This window comes from Phragmitibacter flavus (genome assembly GCF_005780165.1).
In the GTDB taxonomy this organism is placed as follows: domain Bacteria; phylum Verrucomicrobiota; class Verrucomicrobiia; order Verrucomicrobiales; family Verrucomicrobiaceae; genus Phragmitibacter; species Phragmitibacter flavus.
Genome location: NZ_VAUV01000013.1, coordinates 97,922 through 120,486 on the forward strand (window position 1 = coordinate 97,922; position 22,565 = coordinate 120,486).

Here is a 22,565-nt window from a genome sequence, read left to right on the forward strand (position 1 = left end):
CTCCATAGCCAAAACGAATCACTCGCTCTTCTTCTAATCTAGAGCTCCATCCTCATCCAGATAAACATACTGTGGAGTTATGCGACCACGCGTGGAGGAATAATACACCCCTCGTTTTCTAATAACTTGCCATGATGGCTCTCCATCATTTTTCGGATGAACTAAAACATCTACGCGAACTCCTGGGCCTCCGCTGATACTTCGGTTGAACACAAATCCTTCTTCGTAAAAAACGACCGCTGGAAATCCCATTTTCTCCACCCCCTTTGACATCTGGACGGACTTCACTCTTTCACCAAACGATGTGCCATCACTCAGAAGCTGTTGATGCCAACGGGCCGCCTCTTTAAACATCAGCGACCAATCCGCCTCACCATATTGGTCAAGCTTCGCACCAATTCGCTCGATATCATGACCGATCAAAATCAAATGAACGGCGCAGGAAATGGGCCCCAGAAAAATGAAACCTATGATGACAAAACAAGAAAAAACCTTTTTCACGCCTCCTCCTTTCTCCCACCAATCCACATACTCCGACCGCTCCCCACCACCCCATCCCAATCCACCCTCGCCGTCGCCCACATCAACCCTGCAAGTGTCGCCACCCCGATCACCGTCAACGTTAACCCGGTGAATCCTTCAAAGAAAAAGCTGTAACTGAACAACACCAGATACACCAACTGCGCTGCCGACGCCGGACCCGCCAACGCCTTCCCTTTCACCAGATACAAATACCCGCTCGCCAAAGCCAGCGAAACCAGAGTCGCGATCACAAAACTCCATCCCAACGGCATCACATCCACCAGATATCCAAGCAACGCGTGAAACGCAAAGAACCCTGCTGCCACCAGACCATACTGCACCGGATGCAGATCCACCCCTCGCAGCATTCCCACCACCATCACCACCCCAAAAAATAGTAACAACGACAACGGCGCAAAATAGGTGATCCGCGCCACTACCGGACCCGCATTGACCACCCCCGGCATCTCCATCGCAATCCCCCGCGCCGCCAGCACATCCTCATAACGCCACTCCAGCAACCATCCCTCCCCTTCCGCCGCTGGCGTCCGCAATGTCGGCGAACTCGACCCCACAGGAAAGCTGATCTCCTCAAAATCCGTGCGCATCTTCAGCCCAAAATCCCGCAATCTCACATCGGTTCCAAACGCATAACTCCAACTATCCATCCCCCGCGCCACATACCCAATTTCCAGCGGCAGTTCTGACTTTGCCGGAATCATCACCGAAGTCTCCACCACCCCGTTCTTCGCCGCAACCCGCGTCTCCGTCTCCTCGCCCACGCGGAACTTGAACTGGTCATAACTCGTGTTCCCCTCCGGCAGCACCAGCTTCAACCGCACATTCTGCGCCGACTCACTGCCGTTCGCCACCACGCCTTTCAATCCAAACGCCACATCATAAGTCCGGTGCCATAGCAAACCGCGCTTCTGCGGACGATATTTCAAATCCACCTCTACCTGCGTCGACTCCAACCTCACCACATCCGAGCCCTGAACCATCCCCGACACTTCCACATGCCCCTGCACCAGCCCCGGCCCCCAAACCTCGCGGACCTCGTTGCCCATCTCATCCTTCGCGATTGCCGATCGCGCACTCATCCGCACCCCCAGCAAAAGCCACGCAAACGTGACCACCCAAAACACCACACCAATCGCAATCATCCGTCCAAGTTTCATAAGCATCAAAATGAGGTTCAATAATAACAACCTCATTCTGTCCGCCCTCCATGAACCCTTCATGAAGCCCCGATGAATTCCCCGTGAAAAGAACTTCAGTCAGCTCACCCCACTTTTCACTTTTCACTTTTCACTTTTCACTTTTCCATCCCCTCCCCCTGCCTTTACCGAGAAATCATCATAATGCACATCCACCAGATTTGTCGTCAAACTCACCAATGACTTCGTCTCATGCGCCACCCCCTCCGACTTGAACACTCCCACCTCATCCCCGTTCAAAGTCACCGTCACCTCATCCCCCTTCGTCCGCGCCACCAGCGTGTGCCATTCATTCAAGGTCACCTTCACCGGCCACCTCACCACCTTCGTCTCCAGATACTTTTTCTCCTCCGCACTGAACCCCTCCGGCGCTTTGCGCTTCGCATTCAAATCATTGCGGAACATCCCCTCCTTCGCATCCATCACCTGCACCTGCGTCGGCGATACCGACACCTGACAAACATGTCCCGCGTGCGCCCCCTTAAAATCCTTGTCATCAAACCAGATATCAAACCGCTTCGCCTCCGCACTCACAAACTTGAACTTCACCGACACCTCCAAATCCTGCTCCCCTTCAAACTTGATGTTGTCCACCGCCGCATGATCCGATCCCACCCCCGTGATCCCCACCAAAACCCCGTCCTTCACCACACTATTGCTCTTGTAATGACCCCACTTCGGACCAAACCCCTCGCCTGAAAAATCATCCTCAAATATCAACCGGTCATAATAGGCCGCGTCCTTGCCCAGCTTCTTCTCCGCATCCCATTTTTTAAGCCATACCCGGTCCTCCTCCGACAACTGATCCAGCGCGATCTCAAACGGCTTCAAGTTAAACACCCCCTTCAGCACCCCCTCCGGCGTCAGATCCAGCAACTCCGCCTTGATCTTCCTCCCCTCCAGATTCGTCAACTCACGAAATTCCCGCCCCTCCACGAGCGACGCGAAAAAACCCAGAAACACAATGGAAAGAAGCGGCTTCATCATTCCTCGAACAAACCCCAAACCCTCCTCAACGCAACCTCACAAAACACAAATCCCAACCCCCTCATTGCACACCGCAAACGTATCTCTAGGTTCACGCCCACACCCATGTCCCGCCGCCCACTTTCCTCAAAGCCCAGCCCACCCGCCAACATCATCCAGGTCCGCGGCGTCCATCAAAACAACCTCAAAGGCTTCGACCTCGACATCCCCCTCTACCAGCTCAACGTCGTCACCGGCCCCTCCGGCTCCGGCAAATCCTCCCTCGCCTTCGACACCATCTACGCCGAAGGCCAGCGCCGCTACGTCGAAACCTTCTCCCCCTACACGCGTCAGTTTTTTGAGCGCATGGACAAACCAAAGGTCGACGCCATCCACGGCATCCCCCCCGCCATCGCCATCGAGCAGGTCAACAACATCCGCTCCACCCGTTCCACCGTCGGCACCATCACCGAGCTGAACGACTACCTCAAAATGCTCTTCCCCCGGCTCGCCAAAGCCACCTGCCCCAGCTGCCAGCGCCCCGTCCAGCCCGACACCCCCGACTCCATCCAGCACGACCTCCTCCACCACCACGCCGACACCACCGCCCTCATCACCTTCGCCATTCCCGTCCCTTCCGACACCAACACCGCCGACTTCTTCACCTTCCTTCAAAGCCAGGGTTACACCCGCGTCCTCCTGTTCGGCGAAGTCATCCGCACCGACGAACCCCAATCCTTCAAAAAGAAACTCCCCGCCCAGGTCCAGGTCATCCAGGACCGCATCCAGCTCGCCCCCACCAACAAACCCCGCCTCATCGAAGCTCTCGAAGTCGCCCTCCATTTCGGCAAAGGCACCGTCGCCATCGCCCTCACCGATCTCAAATCTCAAATCTTGGATCTCAAATCTTTCAGCACCACCTGGCACTGCGCCCACTGCGACCTCAAACTGCCCGCCCCCACCCCCGGCCTCTTCTCCTTTAACAACCCCGTCGGAGCCTGCCCCACCTGCCGGGGTTTCGGACGCACCCTCGCGCTCGACCTCACCAAGGCCATGCCCGATGAATCCCTCAGCATCAACGAAGGACTGGTCAAAGCCTTCACCGGCGACACCTACGCCGAATGCCAGCAGGACCTCGTCAAGTGCGCCAAAGCCCGTCATATCGACCTCAACCTCCCCTTCGAAGACTACACCAAGGAAGACCGCCAATGGCTCATCGAAGGCGACAACTCCGATCCCGAAGAAGCCTATCGCAACGGTGAATGGTATGGCATCCGCGGCTTCTTCAAATGGCAGGAATCCCGCGCCTACAAGATGCACGTCCGCATCTTCCTCAGCCGCTACCGCGCCTACACCGAATGCCCCGACTGCCTCGGTTCCCGACTCAAAATCGAAGCCTCCTTCTTCAACGTCGAAGGCAAAACCCTGCACGACCTCTGGCAACTCCCCGTCAGCGAACTTCTCCCTTATTTCGAAACCCTCCCAATCATCGACTCCGACAAAGCCGCCCGCATGTTGCGCGATGAAATCGTCTCGCGCCTCAGCTACATGGAACGCGCCGGCCTCACCTACCTCAATCTCGACCGCCAAACCCGCACTCTCTCCGGCGGCGAACTCCAGCGCGTCAACCTCACCACCTGTCTCGGTGCGTCATTGGTCAACACCCTCTTCGTCCTCGACGAACCTTCCATCGGCCTCCATCCCCGCGACATCGGCAAACTCATCGGTGTCATGGAAGGCCTCCGCGACAAAGGCAACACCCTCCTCGTCGTCGAACACGAAGAAGCCGTCATGCGCGCCGCCGACAACCTCATCGAAATCGGCCCCGGTCGCGGCGAAAAAGGCGGCCACCTCGTCTTCCACGGCCCCCTCACCGACCTGCACACCAAAGTAGAAGGCTCGTCCCGAGCCTTATCTTCCAAAAAACCCAAAGCCCGCGACCTCACTCCCACCTTCTCCTCCCTCACCGGCGACTACCTCTACGGCATCAAAACCATCCCCGTTCCCACCACCCGCCGCCAGCCCAAACCCGGCCAGCACATCCGCATCAAAGGTGCCAGACAAAACAACCTCAAAAACCTTAACGTCGACATCCCCCTCGGCCTCCTCTGCGCCGTCACCGGCGTCTCCGGCTCCGGCAAATCCACCCTCATCCACGACGTCCTCTACAATAACCTCCTCCGCCAGCGCGGCGAAGCCACCGAAGACGAACCCGGCAAGGTCAAATCCATCGACGGGATCGACAAGGTCGGCACCATCGTCATGGTCGACCAATCCCCCCTCGCCCGCACCCCCCGCAGCACCCCCGCCGTCTACATCGGTGCCTTCGACCTCATCAGGCAACTCTTCGCCGAAACCCCCGACGGCAAAGCCGACAACCTCACCCCCGGCTTTTTCTCCTTCAACAGCGGCAACGGACGCTGCGAGCGCTGCATGGGCAACGGCTTCGAAAAAATCGAGATGCAATTCCTCAGCGACCTCTACGTCAGCTGCCCCGAATGCGAAGGCAAACGTTACCAAACCCACGCCCTAAAATACCAGCTCAACGGCAAAAACATCCACGACGTCCTCAACCTCACCATCGAAGACGCCATCGAATTTTTCAGTTCCCTTACCAGTGACACAGGCTTGCAGCCTGTGGGTGGGACAGGCATTCTGCCTGTCCGGCAGGGAGCTCAAGTGCGGAGCCATCCACAGCCCAAACCCTCCCCCTTCGACCGCAAACTCCAATCCATCCTCGCCCCCCTCCATCTCCTCACTGAAGCCGGACTCAGCTATCTCCGTCTCGGCCAACCCCTCAACACCCTCTCCGGCGGCGAAGCCCAGCGCCTCAAACTCATTGGTCATCTCCTCGAACCCAGTTCCGAGCAAAACACCACCCTCTTCCTCCTCGACGAACCCACCACCGGTCTCCACTTCGACGACATCGCCCTCCTCGTAAAACTGCTCCAGCGCCTCACCAACGAAGGCCACAGTATCCTCGTCATCGAGCACAACCTCGAAGTCATCAAATGCGCCGACTGGGTCATCGACCTCGGCCCCGAAGCCGGCTCCGCAGGCGGCGAACTCGTCGCCGTCGGCCCCCCCGAACTCATCGCCCAATCTCAAACCTCCTGGACCGGAAAATATCTCACCGAACTCCTCAACCCATCCGCCACTTTTCGCGAACAACCCGCCAAATATCGCCCTCAGACTCTCAACCCCCAACTCTCAACTCTCAACTCCATCTCCGTCAGCGGCGCCCGCGAACACAACCTCAAAAACATCTCCGTCAACATTCCCCGCGACGAACTCGTCGTCGTCACCGGCCTCAGCGGCTCCGGCAAATCCTCCCTCGCTTTTGATCTCATCTTCGCCGAGGGCCAGCGCCGCTTCCTCGACTCCATGTCCGTCTACGCCCGCACCTTTGTCGAGCAGATGGAAAAACCCGATGTCGACCTCATCACCGGCGTCCCCCCCACCGTCGCTATTGAACAACGCGTCTCGCGCGGCTCCGGCAAATCCACCGTCGCCACCGTCACCGAAATCTACCACTTCCTCCGCCTCCTCTTCTCCAAAGTCGGCACCCAATACTGTCCCGACTGCCACATCCCCGTCGAAAAACAAAGCGTCAACGCCATCGTCAACCTCGTCGCCAAGGAAGCCAAAACCCACCTCGTCCACATCCTCGCCCCGCTCATCAAAGCCCGCAAAGGCTTCCACACCGACATCGCCGAAGCCGCCGCCAAACAAGGCATCGAAACCCTCCTCGTCGACGGCAAATTCAAAGACACCGCCAACTTCCAAAAACTCGAACGTTTCAAAGAACACACCATCGACGCCGTCGTTGCCCAAACCTCCAAAAACATCGACATCCACACCCTGCGCCCCATCATCGAACGCGCCCTCAAGCTCGGCAAAGGCACCCTCAAACTGCGCCTCCCCGACCAGTCCATCCACATCCTCAACACCCAGATGAGCTGCCCCCAGTGCAGCATGTCCTTCGAAGAACTCGACCCCCGACTCTTCTCCTTCAACTCCCCTCACGGATGGTGCACCGACTGCCGCGGATTCGGCGTCATCACCTCCAACCCCGGCAGCGACCAAAAACGCGACGACATCTCCCAACTCGAAGCCGAACTCGAAGAAGAACGCAAATTCGACAGCGCCGACCACTCCACGGAACCCTGCCCCACCTGTCACGGCTCCCGCCTCAACCGCATCGCCCGCAGCGTCCGCCTCAAGCGTGACACGGACTTCCAGTCGGTGCGTGAGACGGACATCCTGTCCGTCACCAAAAAGAAATCAGCCAACACACCTCCTTCACCCCAATCCCCCCTCGCCATCGGCGACCTCGCCACCCTCTCCGCCGAACGCGCAGCCGCCCTCATCGCCACCCTCACCTTCACCGGCACCGAAGCCGAAATCACCCGCGACATCCTCACCGAAATCAAACAACGCCTCCACTTCATGCAGGAAGTCGGCCTCGGTTACCTCCAGCTCGGACGCAGCGCCGACACCCTCTCCGGCGGCGAAGCCCAACGCATCCGCCTCTCCGCCCAACTTGGCTCCAACCTGCGCGGCGTCCTCTACGTCCTCGACGAACCCACCATCGGCCTCCACCCCCGCGACAACCAACGACTCCTCAACACCCTCCTCGCTCTGCGCGACAAAGGCAACTCCCTGCTCGTCGTCGAGCACGACGAAGAAACCATGCGCGCTGCCGACACCATCCTCGACCTCGGCCCCGGTGCCGGCCGATACGGCGGCGAAATCATCGCCCAAGGCAACCTCGCCCACATCCTCAAACACAAAACCAGCGTTACCGGCAAAGCCCTGCGCGAGCCCATGATCCACCCCCTTCATGGCAAACGCCGCCCCCTCCCCAAACCCAACGCCCCCGACGCCTGGCTAACTCTTGAAAACGCCAACAACAACAACCTCAAGAACCTCACCCTAAAAATCCCCCTCGCCCGACTCACCGTCCTCACCGGCGTCAGCGGCTCCGGCAAAAGCACCCTCATGCGCGCCGCCCTCCACCCCGCCGTCAAAGAAGCTTTGGCAAAACCCACCAAGGCCAAACCTAAATCAAAAAATACCAATCTCACAGGCTCAGAGAATCTTGCCTCCGTCTACGAAGTCGACCAATCCCCCATCGGCAAAACCTCCCGATCCTGCCCCGCCACTTATGTCGGCGTCCTCGACGACATCCGTAAACTTTTCGCCCAACTCCCCACCGCCCGCGCCCGCGGTTTCGGTCCCGGCCGATTCTCCTTCAACACCGAAGGCGGACGCTGCGAATCCTGCCAGGGCAACGGCGAAATCAAAGTCGAGATGAACTTCCTCCCCAGCACCCGCGTCCACTGCGAAACCTGCAACGGCCTGCGCTTCAACGCCGCCACCATGGAAGTCACCTACAACAGCAAAAACATCGGCGAAGTCCTCAAAATGAGCATCACCGAAGCCGCCGAATTTTTCTCCAGCCTGCCCAAAATCGCCCGTCCTTTGCAACTCCTCGCCGACACCGGCGTCGGATACCTGCAACTCGGCCAACCGAGCCCCACCCTAAGCGGCGGCGAATCCCAACGCCTCAAACTCGTCACCGAACTTCAGGCCGGCCAGGGCCGCACCATCACCGACAAAATGCGCGGCCTCAAAACCACCAAGCGCAACCTCTATCTCATCGAAGAACCCACCATCGGCCTCCACGCCAACGACGTCGCCCGACTCATCGACATCCTCCATCGTCTCGTCGACGAAGGCCACACCGTCGTCGTCATCGAGCACGAGTTGAACGTCATCGCTGAAGCCGACAACATCATCGACATCGGCCCCGAAGCCGGCGAACGCGGCGGACAAATCGTCGCCCAAGGCCCCCCCGAAAAAGTCGCCCAATCCAAAACCAGCCACACCGCCCCATTTCTTAAAGCAATGCTCTAGGAGGAGGGACATTCCTGTCCCTCTCATCACCCCAACCCCCCCGAGGGACAAAAATGTCCCTCCTCCAGTCTCAAACCACCGTTTTCGCCCGCTCCGCCTCCCACAACGTAAACCTCCCCACCCCAAGCCCTCTCGGATTCCTCCGAATATAACTCACCACCCGGGCAAAATGCCCCTCATCACGAATCATCGTATCCCGATAATTCTCCTGCCAGATACTCCCCCGACGAATGCTCCTCGCCGACACGCCCTTCCAAACCTTAATCAACCCCGGCAAAGGCTCACGCGGAACGAACAACGCATGCACATGATTCGGCATGATCACCCACGCCTGATGCTCCACCCGCGTCCCCTGAAACCGCATCATCACCTCCTCTAAAATCTCCCGATTCGCTTCTTCATCAAAAAGACAACACCCCATCCCCTCATCCAGCCACTCTTCCAGTCGTGCAGTAAACCGCCGATGATACTCCACCTCCTACTCCGGCGTCCACGGCTTTGGATGAAGACCCAACCAAATCTCCCGTTCCCTTTTCCAAACCCGTAACTTCTCCTGCGGCATCGCATCCCCGAGTCTGAACGTCACAAACTGCATCACCCCATCCCGCTGCCAATGCGGCAGCTGCGACCCATGTCGATCAACTTCATCAAAGGGGTTTAGGAACTCGCTCATCGGATAGGAGGAGGGACATTCCTGTCCCTCTCATCTCAAAAAGAGAGGGACAAAAAATGTCCCTCCTCCTAAACCTTCCCCATCAAAACACAAGCACAAAGAAAAACCCTCATCCCACCCCCAACACCCGCACCCCCAACACCCGCACCACCAACCCCTCCACCTTCCGGAAATGCACTTCATCCTTCGGCCCGACCAGCACACCGAAACCCAAAGTCCGCGCCGTGGCCGCCACCGTAAGATCGTTTTGCGGAATCATCGTTCCCGCCTCACTCAACTCCGCAAAAATGTCAGCATAATGTTCGGCCATCTCCGCTGTAAACGGTTGCACTTCCAACGTCCGTCGTAAAACTTCGAGACGCGCTCGACGTTGCGCAGCACGAATGGGTGAATCCGCAAGACGAACCCCCGTCAAAGCCTCAGCCCAAACAATCGCTGGCAGAGCGATCTCCTCATCGTCAGGAAGATCGGATTGAAGCCCGCGTGCCAGCATACGCTCCAACGAAATTAGAGCAGAAGTGTCCAGAATCAATCCCATGGATTCACCGGCAACTGGTCAGACAGGTTCACTTTCTCCAAATCATCTGCAAACGATGAATCAATCGGCAACCCCGCAAGCGCATGACGTAACTGTCCCCATGTGGCAACATGACTTCCGGAAACCGGAGACAATTCAGCCACTGGCCGGTCATTTCGGGTCAATATAAATCGCTCTCCCTTGTATTTGATGCGGGCAAGGTAATCCCCCAAATGCCGCGCCGCCTCCGTGGAACTGATAACCGTCTCCATACGTAACTATGTAATCTACACAATTACGAAATGCAATCAAGTATCCATCAGATCCTGACTCGTCCTAATACCCAATATCCTTCCGCCGATCTTGGCGTATCACCTCCTGGCCCAAACTTGCGCCTGCCATTCTTGAAACGATTTGCTACCAATTCATCACAAATTGGTAGCAAATCGTTAAATTCGCATTGCTCCCTCCACCCAACTCATTTCCTAAAATGCCCACTGTCTTTAACCTCTTCGCCTCCCCGCGCATTTCTCCACACAGCAAGCTCACCGAACCCCTCCTCCATTCCGGCGGCGTTACCATCGAACGATCGTCTCCTACAACGCCGCCAGTCCGCCTGGCTTCTAGTATGACCAACCTTCGGACGAATGGGTCACCCTGCTACGTGGCCACGCCGTCCTCACCTTCGAATCCGGTGAGACCATAGGCCTCCGCCTAGGCGGCCATCTCACCATCCCAAAACATCAAAAGCTTTGCGTCGAAAGCAGCTCTTCGGACGCCCTATGGCTCGCCGTGCACTTGGGCGTTGAAGCCAATTAAACTTCAACGCCCCACCCCACTCCTCACTCCTCACCCTTTGTTCACCGCAATCTCCACCCTGCGGTTCTGCTGACGTCCATCCGCCGTCTCGTTTGACGCCACCGGAACCTCCTCACCCATCGCTTTCACCTTGATGCGTTCATCCTTTAGTCCCGACTGATTCATCAACCACACTTTCACCGCTTCCGCACGCTCCTCCGCCAGTTCCATATTCGTCTCCGCCTCACCACGGGAATCGGTATGTCCGGTCACCGTCACCGCACCCTCCGGATAGGCCGCCAGGATCAGCCCCACCTGCTTCAACTTCGCCTGCGCATCCTCCTTCAGAACTGCCTTGTTCGTGTCAAACAGCACATCTCCCGACAACTGCATCTGCAGCTCACTGTCAGTCTCTTTCACCGCCAAATCCATCCGCGCCTTCTCCAGTTCCAGCTCCTTCTTGGCCAGTTCCACCTTCGCCTTTTCCAATGCCAGCAGTTCCGCCTTTTGATTATCCAGCTTGGCCTTTTCGAGCTCGATCTCCTTTTGTTTCACCTCAAGCTCTTTTGCCGTCACCGCGTCGTCCGACCCCTGGGCCTCCAATGTCGACATCGTTCCGCAAACACCGAAAAAAGTCATCGCGGCACCATAAGTAAGCAATTTTAGTTTCATCATTCGAAATGGGTTGGTTCAACCATAGATCGGTTCCCGCTACCCCTTTGCGCTTGTCAGGCAGCTTCCCTCTCTCCCGGTCGGTCCAACACTTGTCCCGCTCTCATCAAAAAATCCGGAGCTCGATCCAAATCGCCGCCGTGTCACAAACCCACGGATCTTTCACATCCAACCGCAAGACCATGATCATGCTCATGGCAAAAAAATCCCCATCTGCCTCATCACTCCCTGAAGCCAAAATTCGACAACCACTGAATAAAACCAATCGCCTGTCCGTCACTTCACCCACACTCATGAAACCGATCCAACTCATAAGCCCCAGCATCACCCGCTTGATCGCCTTCGCCCTCTTTGGCACTTGCCTAAACATGCTGACCTTCAACCTCAACCTCAGCGCCCAAGAACCCGTGCGCACCGCCCTCTACAAAGGCAAGGTCCAACTCCGCAACGCCGACGGCTCTCTCGTTCCTTTCAATCAAGGACGCGTCGGCGTCACCAACGCCGCAGGCCGCATGACCGACAGCACCGCCCTCGCCCGCGACGGCACCTACCAGTTCCGGCTCACCAACGAGCCACACATCATCCAGGTCCTCGTCCGCGGCTACCACTTCACCCCCAACCCACTGCGCTTCCACCCCCGCGGACCGGGCGACATCCCCACCATCATCGCCACCGCCCAACGCGCCGACGACCCCAACAACATCAACAACACCCGCGTCCCCACCCCCACCGGTCTCGACTCCGGCTCCAATTCCAACGCCCCCACCGTCACCGGCACCATCCTCGGCAACCTCAAACGCCACCCCCGATCCCAGAGCCAGGCCGACGTCTCCAATCGCCACTTCCTCATCAAAAACGCCAGCACCGGTCAACTCATCTCCACCGTGCGCACCAACAATCAGGGACAGTTCCGCTTCAGCCATCCCGTTGGCCTGCGCATCATCATCGAAGCCAAACCCGGCTCCGGCCTGACCTTCACCCCACCCACCGTCACCACCACCATCCCACGCGGAACCAGCAACCTCGACTTCGTCTACACCGCTTCCAACGAAGTCGGAACCGCCGACCGCAACCTCGCCAACGACCGCACCGACGTCGCCAATTTCGTCAAACCCACCCTCAAAATCACCCAGGCACCCACGTCCATCATCCTCAACAACGAAATCGAATTCGTCGCCACCCTTGATGGCAAGCCCATGACCCCCAACTACCGCTACACCTTCCTCGTGCGCTACGACACCGACCGCGCCTGGCGCACCATCGCCAACCAGCAACGCAGCCCCAAAATTCGCTACACCCTCCCAGACTCCGGCCACTTCGCCTACAAGGTCGTCGTCTACAGCGCCGGCGTCCCCCTCGGCTCCGAAGAACAGCGCGCTTTCGCCCGCGAGCAAACCCCGCCAGTCACCTCCAACACCCAGCGCGGCAGACCCCGCGCCGTCGGCCTTGGCGACTTCATTCCCATCTACGTCGAACCCGCCGGCAATGCCCCTCACATCGTCCTGCGCGTTAGCATCGACCAAAACCAGGGTCAGACAGGCGTTCAGCGCTGGATCAAAGTCGCTCCCTACGTCAAAATCGAATGGCCCAGCGCTTCCACCACCGATATGCCCCGCAACAACGCCCGGGTCACCTATCTTGTGCGCCACGAGACCCAGCGCGAATGGACCATCGTCCATCGCAACACCCCCACCCTGCAATGGGCATGGACCCCCGACCGCCCCGGCAAATGGTTCCTGCGCGTCGACTTCGTGCCTGACCGCGCCCATTGGAACTACAACCCCGGACGCGCACAAATTGAATTCACCGCCAACACCCGCACCGCCAATCAAAACCGCGACACCGAAGCCCAAGGCAACGGCATCACCAGCCGACCCTCCGAAGGTCTCTGCGCCGAATAACCCGCGCTACCTCGCATTCATGAAGCCGTGTTCACCGCAAACCGGTGCGCGGCCTTGTGCAGCGACTTCATATTCGCAGGCGCTGGTTTGCCAATCTTCAACCCCAGCATCGCCCCGGCCCGCTTCAGCAAATCCGCATCCAATCCACGATACACCGGCAAAAACTCCGCCTCTGTCAATCTGCCCCACACCTTCAGCGACTCATTCGCCTCCTTGTCCGAATCCCCTCCCACCTCAACAGCCCACCACCCACCACTTTCACTCCCCGTTAAAAAAACCCTCGCCGCCAACACCCGCTTTCTATTACTTTCCTCACAAGCATTACCGCCCCCACATTCCCCTCTAGCAACCTCCATCCATTCTGCGCCACCGCCCTTGGAACCATTCAAATCAAATACCCTCACAACCATGAAAACCAAAATCAACTTTCTCATCGGCACTGCTTTTGCCATCACCTCCATCGCCCAAGCCGACCTCGTCATCGAACAAACCATCGAAAACTCCACGCAGCCGACCTCCAAAATGACCTTGAAAGTCAAAGGCAACAAAATCCGCACCGATCTCGGCAACACGACCACCTCCATCGTTAATATCGAGACCATGGAAAACATCACCCTGATGCATCCCACCAAAATGGTCATCAAAACCGACCCCGCCCAAATCAAAACCGCAGCAGAAACCACCGTAGCGGACCCTGACATCAAAGCCATCGACAACGGCAAAACCGAAGAAGTCAACGGCTACAAGTGCGCCATCTGGACCATCGAACACTCCGGCACCAAAATGACCTTCTGGGCCACCAACGACTTCCCCGACTACGCAGAATTCAAAGAAGAATACGAGAAACTGACAACCATCCCCGACGCACCAAATCCCACTGGCGGTATCGACGGATTGGTCATCAAAACCCAAATGGAAACCGCCGGCACCACCTCGACCATTACCATCAACTCCATCAAAAAAACCCCCGTCGACGACTCCGAATTCGAAATCTCCATCCCCGCCGGCTACCAGGAAATAAATCTCCCCAAATAATCGCCCCCCACACCCTTCATCCACACGGCATTCGAGCAACCTCGAATACCGTCATCATCGACTTCCAATAGAGAAAAATCCCCGGCCAGCATGTCCAGTTTTCCCTTCATCGGAATGCCCGAAACCGGCACGATGTAATCCCTTACTTTCAACCCATGCGTCACCACCTGCGGCCAAAAAAACGCCCGAATCGTGCAACCCTCTTCGTTTAGCGGATTCCATCCCTCCCTCGTCAGCAACCAGAACGTCGAATTGCACTGCGGGTCCAAATCCACCACCAACACACGCTGACCCCCAAAATCAGGATGAAAAGCCAGCGCCGCCGCCATGTTCACCGTGTTGGCCGTTTTGCCGACACCCCCCTTAAAATTGAGCATGGCCAATCGTTTCGCTGACATCGATCCACCTACCAAAGCCTGAGCACAAAAACAACCTCGATTTCTCGATGTTTCATCAGTTGGAAAGTCGGGAAATTAATAGTGCCCCCCATCCTAGCATGCTCGGGCCTCATTGAATTATTTCGCTTTGGTTGAGCATTGCCTCGTCCATCTTTCCCATTGCAAAAAAAGTAGAATCTCCCTAGCATCGCGGCTCACCGATCTCCCATGACCAAGCTCTGTCCACACCACCCCCATGCCCTGCACTTTATTTGCAGCGTCATCCTTCTTTGCGTCTCCATCTTTCCGCAACAATCCGAAGGCGCAGACGGCACCTGGAGCAACCTCCTCGGCGGAGCATGGGATACCCCCGGTAATTGGACGTCCAACACCATCGCCGACGGTGCCGGATTCACCGCCAACTTCGGCAACCTCAACATCATCACCGCCAACCAGACCATCGACCTCAACTCGGACCGCACCATTGGCCACCTTCGTCTAGGCGACAACAACACCACCGATCGCCGCTCCTACCTGCTATCCACATCCAACCTCTCCACCCTCACGTTCGACAACAGCCCGAACGCTACCAACTCAACCATCATCCAGCTCGGCAACAGCAACGGCGATACCGTCTCCGCGCCCCTCTCACTCAACAGCTCTCTTTCGCTCATCAACGCAGCGACCGACCGCACCCTCACCGTATCCGGAAACATCAGCACTGCCACCACAGGCCTAAAAACCATCACCATTCCAGGCACCGTATTTCCAGCCTTTGGCTCCAGCCCCTACGCATCATCTCCGAACGTCGGCCCCATCGCCCTGAGCGGAAACATCACCGACGGGACCGGACAAATCGGCGTCCTCGTCGACAGTCCCGGCGGCACCAACCTCACCCTCAGCGGCACCAACACCTTCACCGGCGGCGTCACACTTAACGACGGCACCCTCACCCTCAACACCACTGCAGCCGCAATCGGCTCCTCCGCCACTGCCCTCACCATCAACGGCGGCATGTTCAACGTCACCACCGCCAGTCTCACCATCACCAACGCCGTCGCCATGAATGGCGATTACACCTTCATCGGCTCCCAAAGCTTCAGCCAAAACGGACCCATGACCATGGGCAAAGACATTATTCTTACCGTCAATGCCTCCCAATACAATTTTAACGGCGTCCTCGGCGATGGAGGCAACGCCTACACCCTCACCAAAAACGGAGCCGGCACCCTCTACCTCGCCAACACCGTCAACACCTACACCGGTGGCACTGTTGTTGAAGGCGGAAAACTTGTCGTCAGAAGAATCACCTCCCTCGGCGGCACCGGCAGAAACGTCCTCGTCACCCGTGGCGCCTCCCTTTCCATCGTAACCGACCCCCTCAACCAAGCCTTCCTCGACCGCATCGACACCAGTTCCGTCGGTTTCGTGGGAGCCTGGAACACTGCCAGTTCCAGCAACCTTGACTTGAGCGATCTGCCTAACATGATCCTCGGTTCAGCCAGCGGCACCTCCACTTACTCCGGCACCATCACCCCCTACGCCAACACTTTCAAATTAGGTGGCAGCAGCGGCACCACCACAGTGATTTCCTCATCCTTGGCGGGAGCTGGCAGATCCCTCGAAGCCGGCGTCAAAGGTCTCAACGTCGGCAACGTCACCCTCAGCGGCGACAACACCTACGACGGCAACACCACCCTGCGCGGGCCCATCACCCTCCAACTCAACGGCAACACCGGCAAAATCAACGACCTCTCCAACGTCGTCATCACTGGCAACAGCACCTTCCGATACGACAACACCGGAGCCGCCGCCGCCATCAGCGAAACCTTCGCCAACCTCCAACTCCAGGCCGGCGACGCCACCATTCTTTCCCAACGCTCCACCGCCTTCGACACCACCCTCACCTTCAACAACATCCTTCGCTCCTCAGGTGCCACCGCCAACTTCACTGTTGGCGGCACCGGAGCCACCACCGCCCTCAACAAAGTCACCCTCACCACCGCGCCCGCTGCGGAAGCATTCCTCGACCAGGGCCTCTTCGTCGCTGGCAACAACTACGCCGCCTACGACAGCGGCGGCTTCATTCGCGCCCTCTCCTATGTAACCGATGCCAATACTTCCACCGTCACCGCCGGAACCACCATGGCCAGTGGAACCGACTCCCATGTCGACCTGACCGGCAGCATCAGCGCCCAAACTACCGACGCCATCCGCAGCCTGCGCATCACCGCTGCAAACAACGTCACTCTTGCCGCTGGTGCCACCCTCACCATCAGCGAAGGCGGCATCCTCAAATCAGGTGCCAACGCCACCACCATCAGCGGCGGCACCGGCATCACCAGCGGAGCCGAAGAACTCATCATCCGCGCCGACGCCTCAGGCGACACCGTCAATCTCAACACCAACATCCTCGCCACCTCCACCGGCGGCCTTACCAAATCCGGCGCAGGTCTGCTCGTCCTCACCGGTAACAATGACTACACCGGCAACACCACCCTCAACGCCGGCACTCTCCGCGCCATGGGCACCCAAACGCTTGGAGCCGACGACATCATCATCAACGCAGGCACCCTCGACCTCCGCGCCAACGGAATCACCAACGGCACCCCGGAGGCCCTCATCTTCGGCAACAACGTCCAAATCGAAGGCGACTCCACCATCATCGTCAACAACCTCACCAGCAGCGGCAGCATCCGCAACAAAACCATCCAGATGGGCGACCTCACCATCGGAGGCAACACCCTCACCGTCACCAACAGCAACGGCTACGGACTAGAATTTGCCGGAACCACCAACCTCTCCCTCAGCGCCATCGGCAACACCACCCTCAACATCGGCTCTTCCTCCGTCTCCCCGCTCACCCAGGGCCTCACCCTCTCCGGCAAAGTCACGGGCACCTCCCACCTCACCATTCGCGGTGCCGGCACCGTTCAACTTACCAACGACACCAACGACTTCACCGGCAACCTCCACATCACCGGCGGCGTCCTGGCCGCTTCCAGCGACGGAGCCCTCGGCAACCTGGCCAACCAGATCAAACTCACCGAAGCCACTTCGGCCTCCACCTTCCGCGCCCTCGACACCTTCTACACCGACCGCACCCTTCAACTCGGCAACAACGTTTCCATCAACAACGTCATCCAGGTCGTCGCCGGCAAAACCTTCACCCTCAACACCGCCTTCCAAGGCAACAACGGCTTCCTCAAATCCGAAAACGGCACTTTTGAAATCAACGCCAACAACAGCACCTGGGACGGACACATCACCATTCAGGACGGCGTCGTCAAAGCCTCCAACAGCGGCGCTCTCGGCACCACCGCCGGTTCCACCTGGGTCAACAACCAGGAATCTGCCCTCCATCTTAATGGCGGCGCTGCTGGCATCACCATCGCGGACGACCTCTACCTCCTCAACACCGGCGTCAGCAACTCCGGTGCCCTCCACAGCCTTGCCGGAGCAGGCACCAACACGGTCAGCGGAAAGATCACTCTCAACGGCTTCTCCTCCATCGGCGTTGAAACCGGCGGCAACCTCAACCTCACCAACACCACCGCCATCACCGGCGACAACACCCTCCACGCCTCCGGTCTCCTCAACAACAACTTCGCTTTCACCCTCACCGGCGGCGGCAACGGCACCCTCGCCGCTGGCATCGCCACTGGAGCCAACACTTTCACCAAACTCGGCAGCGGCACCTGGAACCTCACCGGCTCCAGCACCTTTACCGGAGCCGCCATCGTCAACGACGGCACCCTCATCCTCAGCGGCACCGAAGGCAAACTCAGCACCGGCAGCGCCTGGCAGATCAGCCCCGGCGCCACCCTCGTTCTCGACAACACCAACGGTCACCTCGACAACCGCCTTGGCGCTCGCGGTATCCACTTCGGCGGCAACCTCACCATCATCGGCGACGCCTCCGCCACCACCATCGAAACCATCTCCGGCAGCAACCTCCTCACCGGCAACACCGCCTCCACCCTCACCCTGGACGCCCACGACACGCAATCCCTCACCTTCCAAGTCAACAGCGGCTCCTTCAACCGCAACGCCCAGGGCACTTCCCTCTACCGTGGCGACAACCTCGGCAACACCCCCGGCGCTGGCGTCGCCACCATGAAAGCCACCACCGCTCCCACCTTCATCGGACAGACCGGAGCCGCCAACACCACCAATCGCGGCATCCTCTCCTGGGCTTTGGTCGACCAGACCACCACCGGCCTCGGCCAGGGCTTCGCCACTTACGATCCCACCAATGGCATCCGCCTCCTGAACGCCGACGAACAACTCAGTTACGTTCACGGCCTCGTCAATGGCGTCGCCGGATCCAACTCCAACATCGCGGTCATCGAATCCAAAGGCACCCTCGCCCCCTACACCATCAACTCGCTCAACCTCGGCGACGGTGGCGGCATCGACATCCAACCACTCACCACCCTAACCCTCGAAAGTGGCGGCCTCCTCGCCACCACCGGCAACACCGGCATCCACGGCGGCATCCTCCAAACCAGTTCCAATCGCGAACTCATCATTCACGCCCTCTCCGACCTGGAAATCACCTCCGTCGTGGCAAACTTCAATGCCGGCCTCACCAAGACTGGCAACGGCACCGTCACCCTCGGTGCCTCCAACCTCTACACCGGAGCCACCACCATCAACCAGGGCACCCTCAAGCTGAACGGCGGCGATCACACCCTCCTCGGCGGACAAATCCTCAACGTCAACACCGGCGGAACCCTCGACCTCAACGGCACCACCCAATACGTCGGCATCCTCAGAAGCCTGGGCAGCTCGAACAACGAAATCCCCCAAACGGGAGGCACCATCACCACCACCAACGGCCCCGCCACCCTCGTCGCCAACCAAACCTCCAGCAGCACCTTCGCAGGCCAGATCACCGGAGCAGTCTCGCTCATCATTTCCAACACCAACACCCTCGCCCTCAGCGGCAACATCGCCCACACCGGCTCCACCCTCATCAACGGCGGCATCACCAGCATCCGCAACAACGGCGCCCTTTCCCTTACCTCCGGCATCGACGTCCAATACGGCTCCCTCCGACTCGAAAATCACTTCCTCTCCGACAACTCCGACCGCATCGCTGATGACATCGACATCACACTTCGCGGCGGAACCCTCAGCCTCTACGGACGTGCCGGAGGCACCACCACCGAAACCGTCGGAAACGTCTCCCTCGCCCAGGGCCTCAACACCATCACCTCAGCCACTGGCAGCAACAATGGCAACCTCATGCCACAAGCCTCCATTCTCACCCTCACCTCACTCACCCGCGATGCCAGCAGCGGAGCCACCGTCAACTTCGGCCAGTCCTACTCCGGCACCAGCTCCGAGCGGCTCGGCATCATCGCCAGCACGGCTGGCTCCTCCGAAAACATTCTCGTCAGCGGCGGATTTACCAACACCAACAACCTCGTTGGTCCTTGGGCCATCTACACCGCCTACTTCAACACCAACCCCCTTGAGTTTGTCAGTTACGATAGTGCAGGCGGCTTTGGCGCCCTCAACGCCGCCGGGTTCGCTCAGTATGACGGCACCACCCTGCCCGCCACCGCCCAACCCAACCAAAACATCCGCATCACCGCCTCAGCTGCGGTCGCCTCCGGTGGACTCAACATCAACGCCCTCAACATCGTCTCCAATTCCACCGTCAACTCCCCGGTCGTCTCCTTCGCTGCTGCCACCGACATCCTCAACCTCACCAGCGGTGCACTCGCCGTCAGCCAGGACGCAAACATCACCTCCCTACCCATGATTGGATCAGTCCCCAACGAAGGGCGACTCACCGCAGGCGGCACCACGCCCACCGCTCCCGTCGACCTCTTCATCTACTATCAAAACAACAACACTGCCAACGCGCTCACCATCAACTCCGCCATCATCGACAACCCCAACAATGGTGGCCAACCGCTCCGACTCATCGTCAACGGCACCAACTTCGGCAAATACCCCGTCACCCTCGCCAGCAACCTCAACAGCTACACCGGCGGCACCATCGTCAACGGCTCCGAACTACGCATCGGTAATGCCTCCGCCGCAGGCAACCTCGTGGGTGGAGGACTCACCCTCAATGGCAGCAACGTCATTCAGGTCAACGGCACCATCGCCCAACAAGACATCACCCTCAACGGTTCCTCCGTGCTGACCCTCGTCGGCAATAACACCCTCGACGACATCGCCATCAACAACAACGGTGGCGGCAATGTCAACCCCACCATCAACGTCGGCACCGGCATCCTCACCCTTGACGGCGACATCTCCGTCACCTCCTCCAATGTCGCCAGCACCGCCACCATCACCGGCGGAACCCTTGCCTTGGGTGCCGCCACCCGCACCATCGACGTCGCTCCCATCATGCACGATGGCGAATACCTCTCCCCCGAACAAGCCGCCCTCAACATCGCCAGCATCATCTCCGGCACCGGTGTCGGCATCATCAAAACCGGCGAAGGCCTTCTCCAGCTGAGCGCGGCCAACAGCTTCAACGGCGGCATCGACCTCCAAGAAGGCGGTCTCGTCATTGCCAACGCCGCCGCCCTTGGCACCGGCACCCTCGAAATTGGCGACAACACCACCATCACCGCCGACGCCACCGCCCGCACCGTCACCAACGCCGTCACCATTGTTGGCGACTTCACCATGGGCGTTCGCGGACCCGTCGTCCCCGCCGCCCTGACCCTTTCTGGAGCGATCGGCTGGGGAAGCAACCAAACGCATGAAGTTACCGTCAACAGCAACCCGACCATTGCCCAGACCATTTCCGGTGCCATCAGCGGCAGCGGCGGCATCATCAAAGAAGGCATCGGCACCCTCGCCCTTACCGGCAACAACAGCAGCACCCTCGACTGGACTGCCGCCGGAGCCATCACGGTCAATCAAGGCACCCTGCGCATCAGCACCGACAACGCTTTGGGCATCGCACCCGCTACCACCACGGCCGCCAATATCGTTCTCAATGATGGTGCCCTTTCCGCCAGTGCGAATGTCACCCTCAACGCTTCCCGCGGCATTGCCCTCGGCGACGAAACCGGCTCCGGCACCGGCATTCTTGATATCGTCACAGCAGGTCAAACCCTCGCCTACGCCGGGACCATCACCGACAACGGCACCGGCTCCGACAACCTCCTCAAGACGGGTGCCGGCCAGCTCACCCTTAACGGCACCAACACCTACTCCGGCAACACCACCATCGCCTCCGGCACGCTTGCCCTTGGTGCCAACGGCTCCATCAACAACTCCGAGAAAATCACGGTTGTGTCAGGTGCCACTTTTAATGTCACCGCCGTCACCGGTGGCTACCAACTCACCTCCGGTCAAACCATTGAAGGCGCCGGCACCGTCACCGGTCCCACGGTCGCCCTCTCCGGCTCCATCATCGCCCCCGGCACCGGCGTCAACCATGAAGCCGAAAGACTCACCTTCGCCAGCGGACTCACTCTCAATGCCGGATCCTTCGTTGACCTGCAAATCACCACGCCTACCTTTGTCAGCACCAACAGTTTCGACGGCAACCTCGTCGGCTCTGCAGGCTACCTCACCTACGTTTCCACCAATGGAGTCGGCCAGAAAGAGCACGACCAGCTCAACATCACCGGCACCCTTACCCAACAAGACGGCGCTCAATTCCGCGTGTTCTCCGACGGCTTTGTTCCTGCCTACGGTCAAATCTTCAACCTCATCGACTGGACCACCAGCTTCCTCGCGTCTGCCAACCTTGGACCATCAGGAGAATTCTATCGCGACGGCTCCACCGATGGCATCTACGACCTCGACCTCCCCGACATCTCCAGCTACGGACTTCTCTGGGACATGCAAAGTTTCGCCACCCATGGCGTCCTCGTTGTCGTCCCCGAACCCAGCCGCGTCCTTCTGCTGCTCCTCGCCCTCAGCTTCGCCATCACCCGACGCCGTCGGCAGGCAAACCATTGAATTTCAACGCCACCGCGGCAA

Annotated in this window: 14 protein-coding genes; 4 read left to right on the forward strand and 10 right to left on the reverse strand. The window is 58.9% G+C overall.

Translation table 11 applies throughout. The features are described 5' to 3' along the window. Positions 1 to 33: 33 nt before the first annotated feature. From FEM03_RS17545 to FEM03_RS17555, 3 genes are all read right to left on the reverse strand, one after another. On the reverse strand, positions 34 to 501 hold the full coding sequence (locus tag FEM03_RS17545; RefSeq protein WP_138087593.1) for a hypothetical protein: 468 nt from the start codon (positions 499 to 501) through the stop codon (positions 34 to 36). Continuing rightward, positions 498 to 1,706, reverse strand: coding sequence for an inner membrane CreD family protein (locus FEM03_RS25665; RefSeq protein ID WP_138087594.1), 1,209 nt, complete (start codon positions 1,704 to 1,706; stop codon positions 498 to 500). The genes FEM03_RS17545 and FEM03_RS25665 overlap by 4 nt, the downstream gene beginning before the upstream one ends. A gap of 117 nt (positions 1,707 to 1,823) precedes the next feature. Beyond that, entirely contained in the window at positions 1,824 to 2,726 is a 903-nt protein-coding gene (locus FEM03_RS17555; RefSeq protein WP_240772825.1) for a hypothetical protein, read from the reverse strand. A gap of 105 nt (positions 2,727 to 2,831) precedes the next feature. Here FEM03_RS17555 and uvrA point away from each other — a divergent pair, with 105 nt between their 5' ends. Then, entirely contained in the window at positions 2,832 to 8,624 is a 5,793-nt protein-coding gene (gene uvrA / locus FEM03_RS17560) for an excinuclease ABC subunit UvrA (protein ID WP_138087595.1), read from the forward strand. A 70-nt stretch (positions 8,625 to 8,694) separates the two neighbouring features. Here the strand turns inward: uvrA and FEM03_RS17565 are convergent, their stop codons facing one another. The 5 genes from FEM03_RS17565 to FEM03_RS17585 all read right to left on the reverse strand — a co-directional run bounded on the left by FEM03_RS17565 (position 8,695) and on the right by FEM03_RS17585 (position 11,287). Next, positions 8,695 to 9,099 carry a transposase gene (locus FEM03_RS17565; protein ID WP_138087596.1) on the reverse strand — a complete coding sequence of 135 codons (405 nt, stop codon included), beginning with the start codon at positions 9,097 to 9,099 and terminating at the stop codon, positions 8,695 to 8,697. 3 nt (positions 9,100 to 9,102) lie between these two features. Then, the gene (locus FEM03_RS17570; protein WP_138087597.1) at positions 9,103 to 9,297 is read right to left on the reverse strand and encodes a hypothetical protein; all 195 of its coding nucleotides are present in this window, start codon (positions 9,295 to 9,297) and stop codon (positions 9,103 to 9,105) included. A gap of 109 nt (positions 9,298 to 9,406) precedes the next feature. Next, positions 9,407 to 9,835 (reverse strand): PIN domain-containing protein, encoded by a 429-nt coding sequence (locus tag FEM03_RS17575; protein WP_138087598.1) that lies wholly within the window; start codon positions 9,833 to 9,835, stop codon positions 9,407 to 9,409. Beyond that, positions 9,826 to 10,086, reverse strand: a complete 261-nt coding sequence (locus tag FEM03_RS17580) for a type II toxin-antitoxin system Phd/YefM family antitoxin (RefSeq protein WP_138087599.1) — start codon at positions 10,084 to 10,086, stop codon at positions 9,826 to 9,828. The genes FEM03_RS17575 and FEM03_RS17580 overlap by 10 nt, the downstream gene beginning before the upstream one ends. Before the next feature lie 577 nt (positions 10,087 to 10,663). Further along, positions 10,664 to 11,287, reverse strand: a complete 624-nt coding sequence (locus FEM03_RS17585; RefSeq protein ID WP_138087600.1) for an OmpA family protein — start codon at positions 11,285 to 11,287, stop codon at positions 10,664 to 10,666. 290 nt (positions 11,288 to 11,577) lie between these two features. Here FEM03_RS17585 and FEM03_RS17590 point away from each other — a divergent pair, with 290 nt between their 5' ends. Next, on the forward strand, positions 11,578 to 13,185 hold the full coding sequence (locus FEM03_RS17590; RefSeq protein WP_138087601.1) for a hypothetical protein: 1,608 nt from the start codon (positions 11,578 to 11,580) through the stop codon (positions 13,183 to 13,185). A 17-nt stretch (positions 13,186 to 13,202) separates the two neighbouring features. On the opposite strand, the gene FEM03_RS17595 is transcribed toward FEM03_RS17590, so the two are convergent. Further along, the gene (locus FEM03_RS17595; protein ID WP_166442950.1) at positions 13,203 to 13,574 is read right to left on the reverse strand and encodes a hypothetical protein; all 372 of its coding nucleotides are present in this window, start codon (positions 13,572 to 13,574) and stop codon (positions 13,203 to 13,205) included. A 19-nt stretch (positions 13,575 to 13,593) separates the two neighbouring features. On the opposite strand from FEM03_RS17595, the gene FEM03_RS17600 reads away from it, so the two are divergent. Continuing rightward, positions 13,594 to 14,220, forward strand: coding sequence for a DUF4412 domain-containing protein (locus tag FEM03_RS17600; protein ID WP_138087603.1), 627 nt, complete (start codon positions 13,594 to 13,596; stop codon positions 14,218 to 14,220). Here the strand turns inward: FEM03_RS17600 and FEM03_RS17605 are convergent. Then, positions 14,193 to 14,618, reverse strand: coding sequence for a ParA family protein (locus tag FEM03_RS17605; RefSeq protein ID WP_138087604.1), 426 nt, complete (start codon positions 14,616 to 14,618; stop codon positions 14,193 to 14,195). The genes FEM03_RS17600 and FEM03_RS17605 overlap by 28 nt on opposite strands. A gap of 207 nt (positions 14,619 to 14,825) precedes the next feature. Between FEM03_RS17605 and FEM03_RS25670 the strand changes: the two genes are divergently transcribed. Further along, positions 14,826 to 22,544, forward strand: a complete 7,719-nt coding sequence (locus FEM03_RS25670; RefSeq protein WP_138087605.1) for an autotransporter-associated beta strand repeat-containing protein — start codon at positions 14,826 to 14,828, stop codon at positions 22,542 to 22,544. Positions 22,545 to 22,565 lie beyond the last annotated feature (21 nt).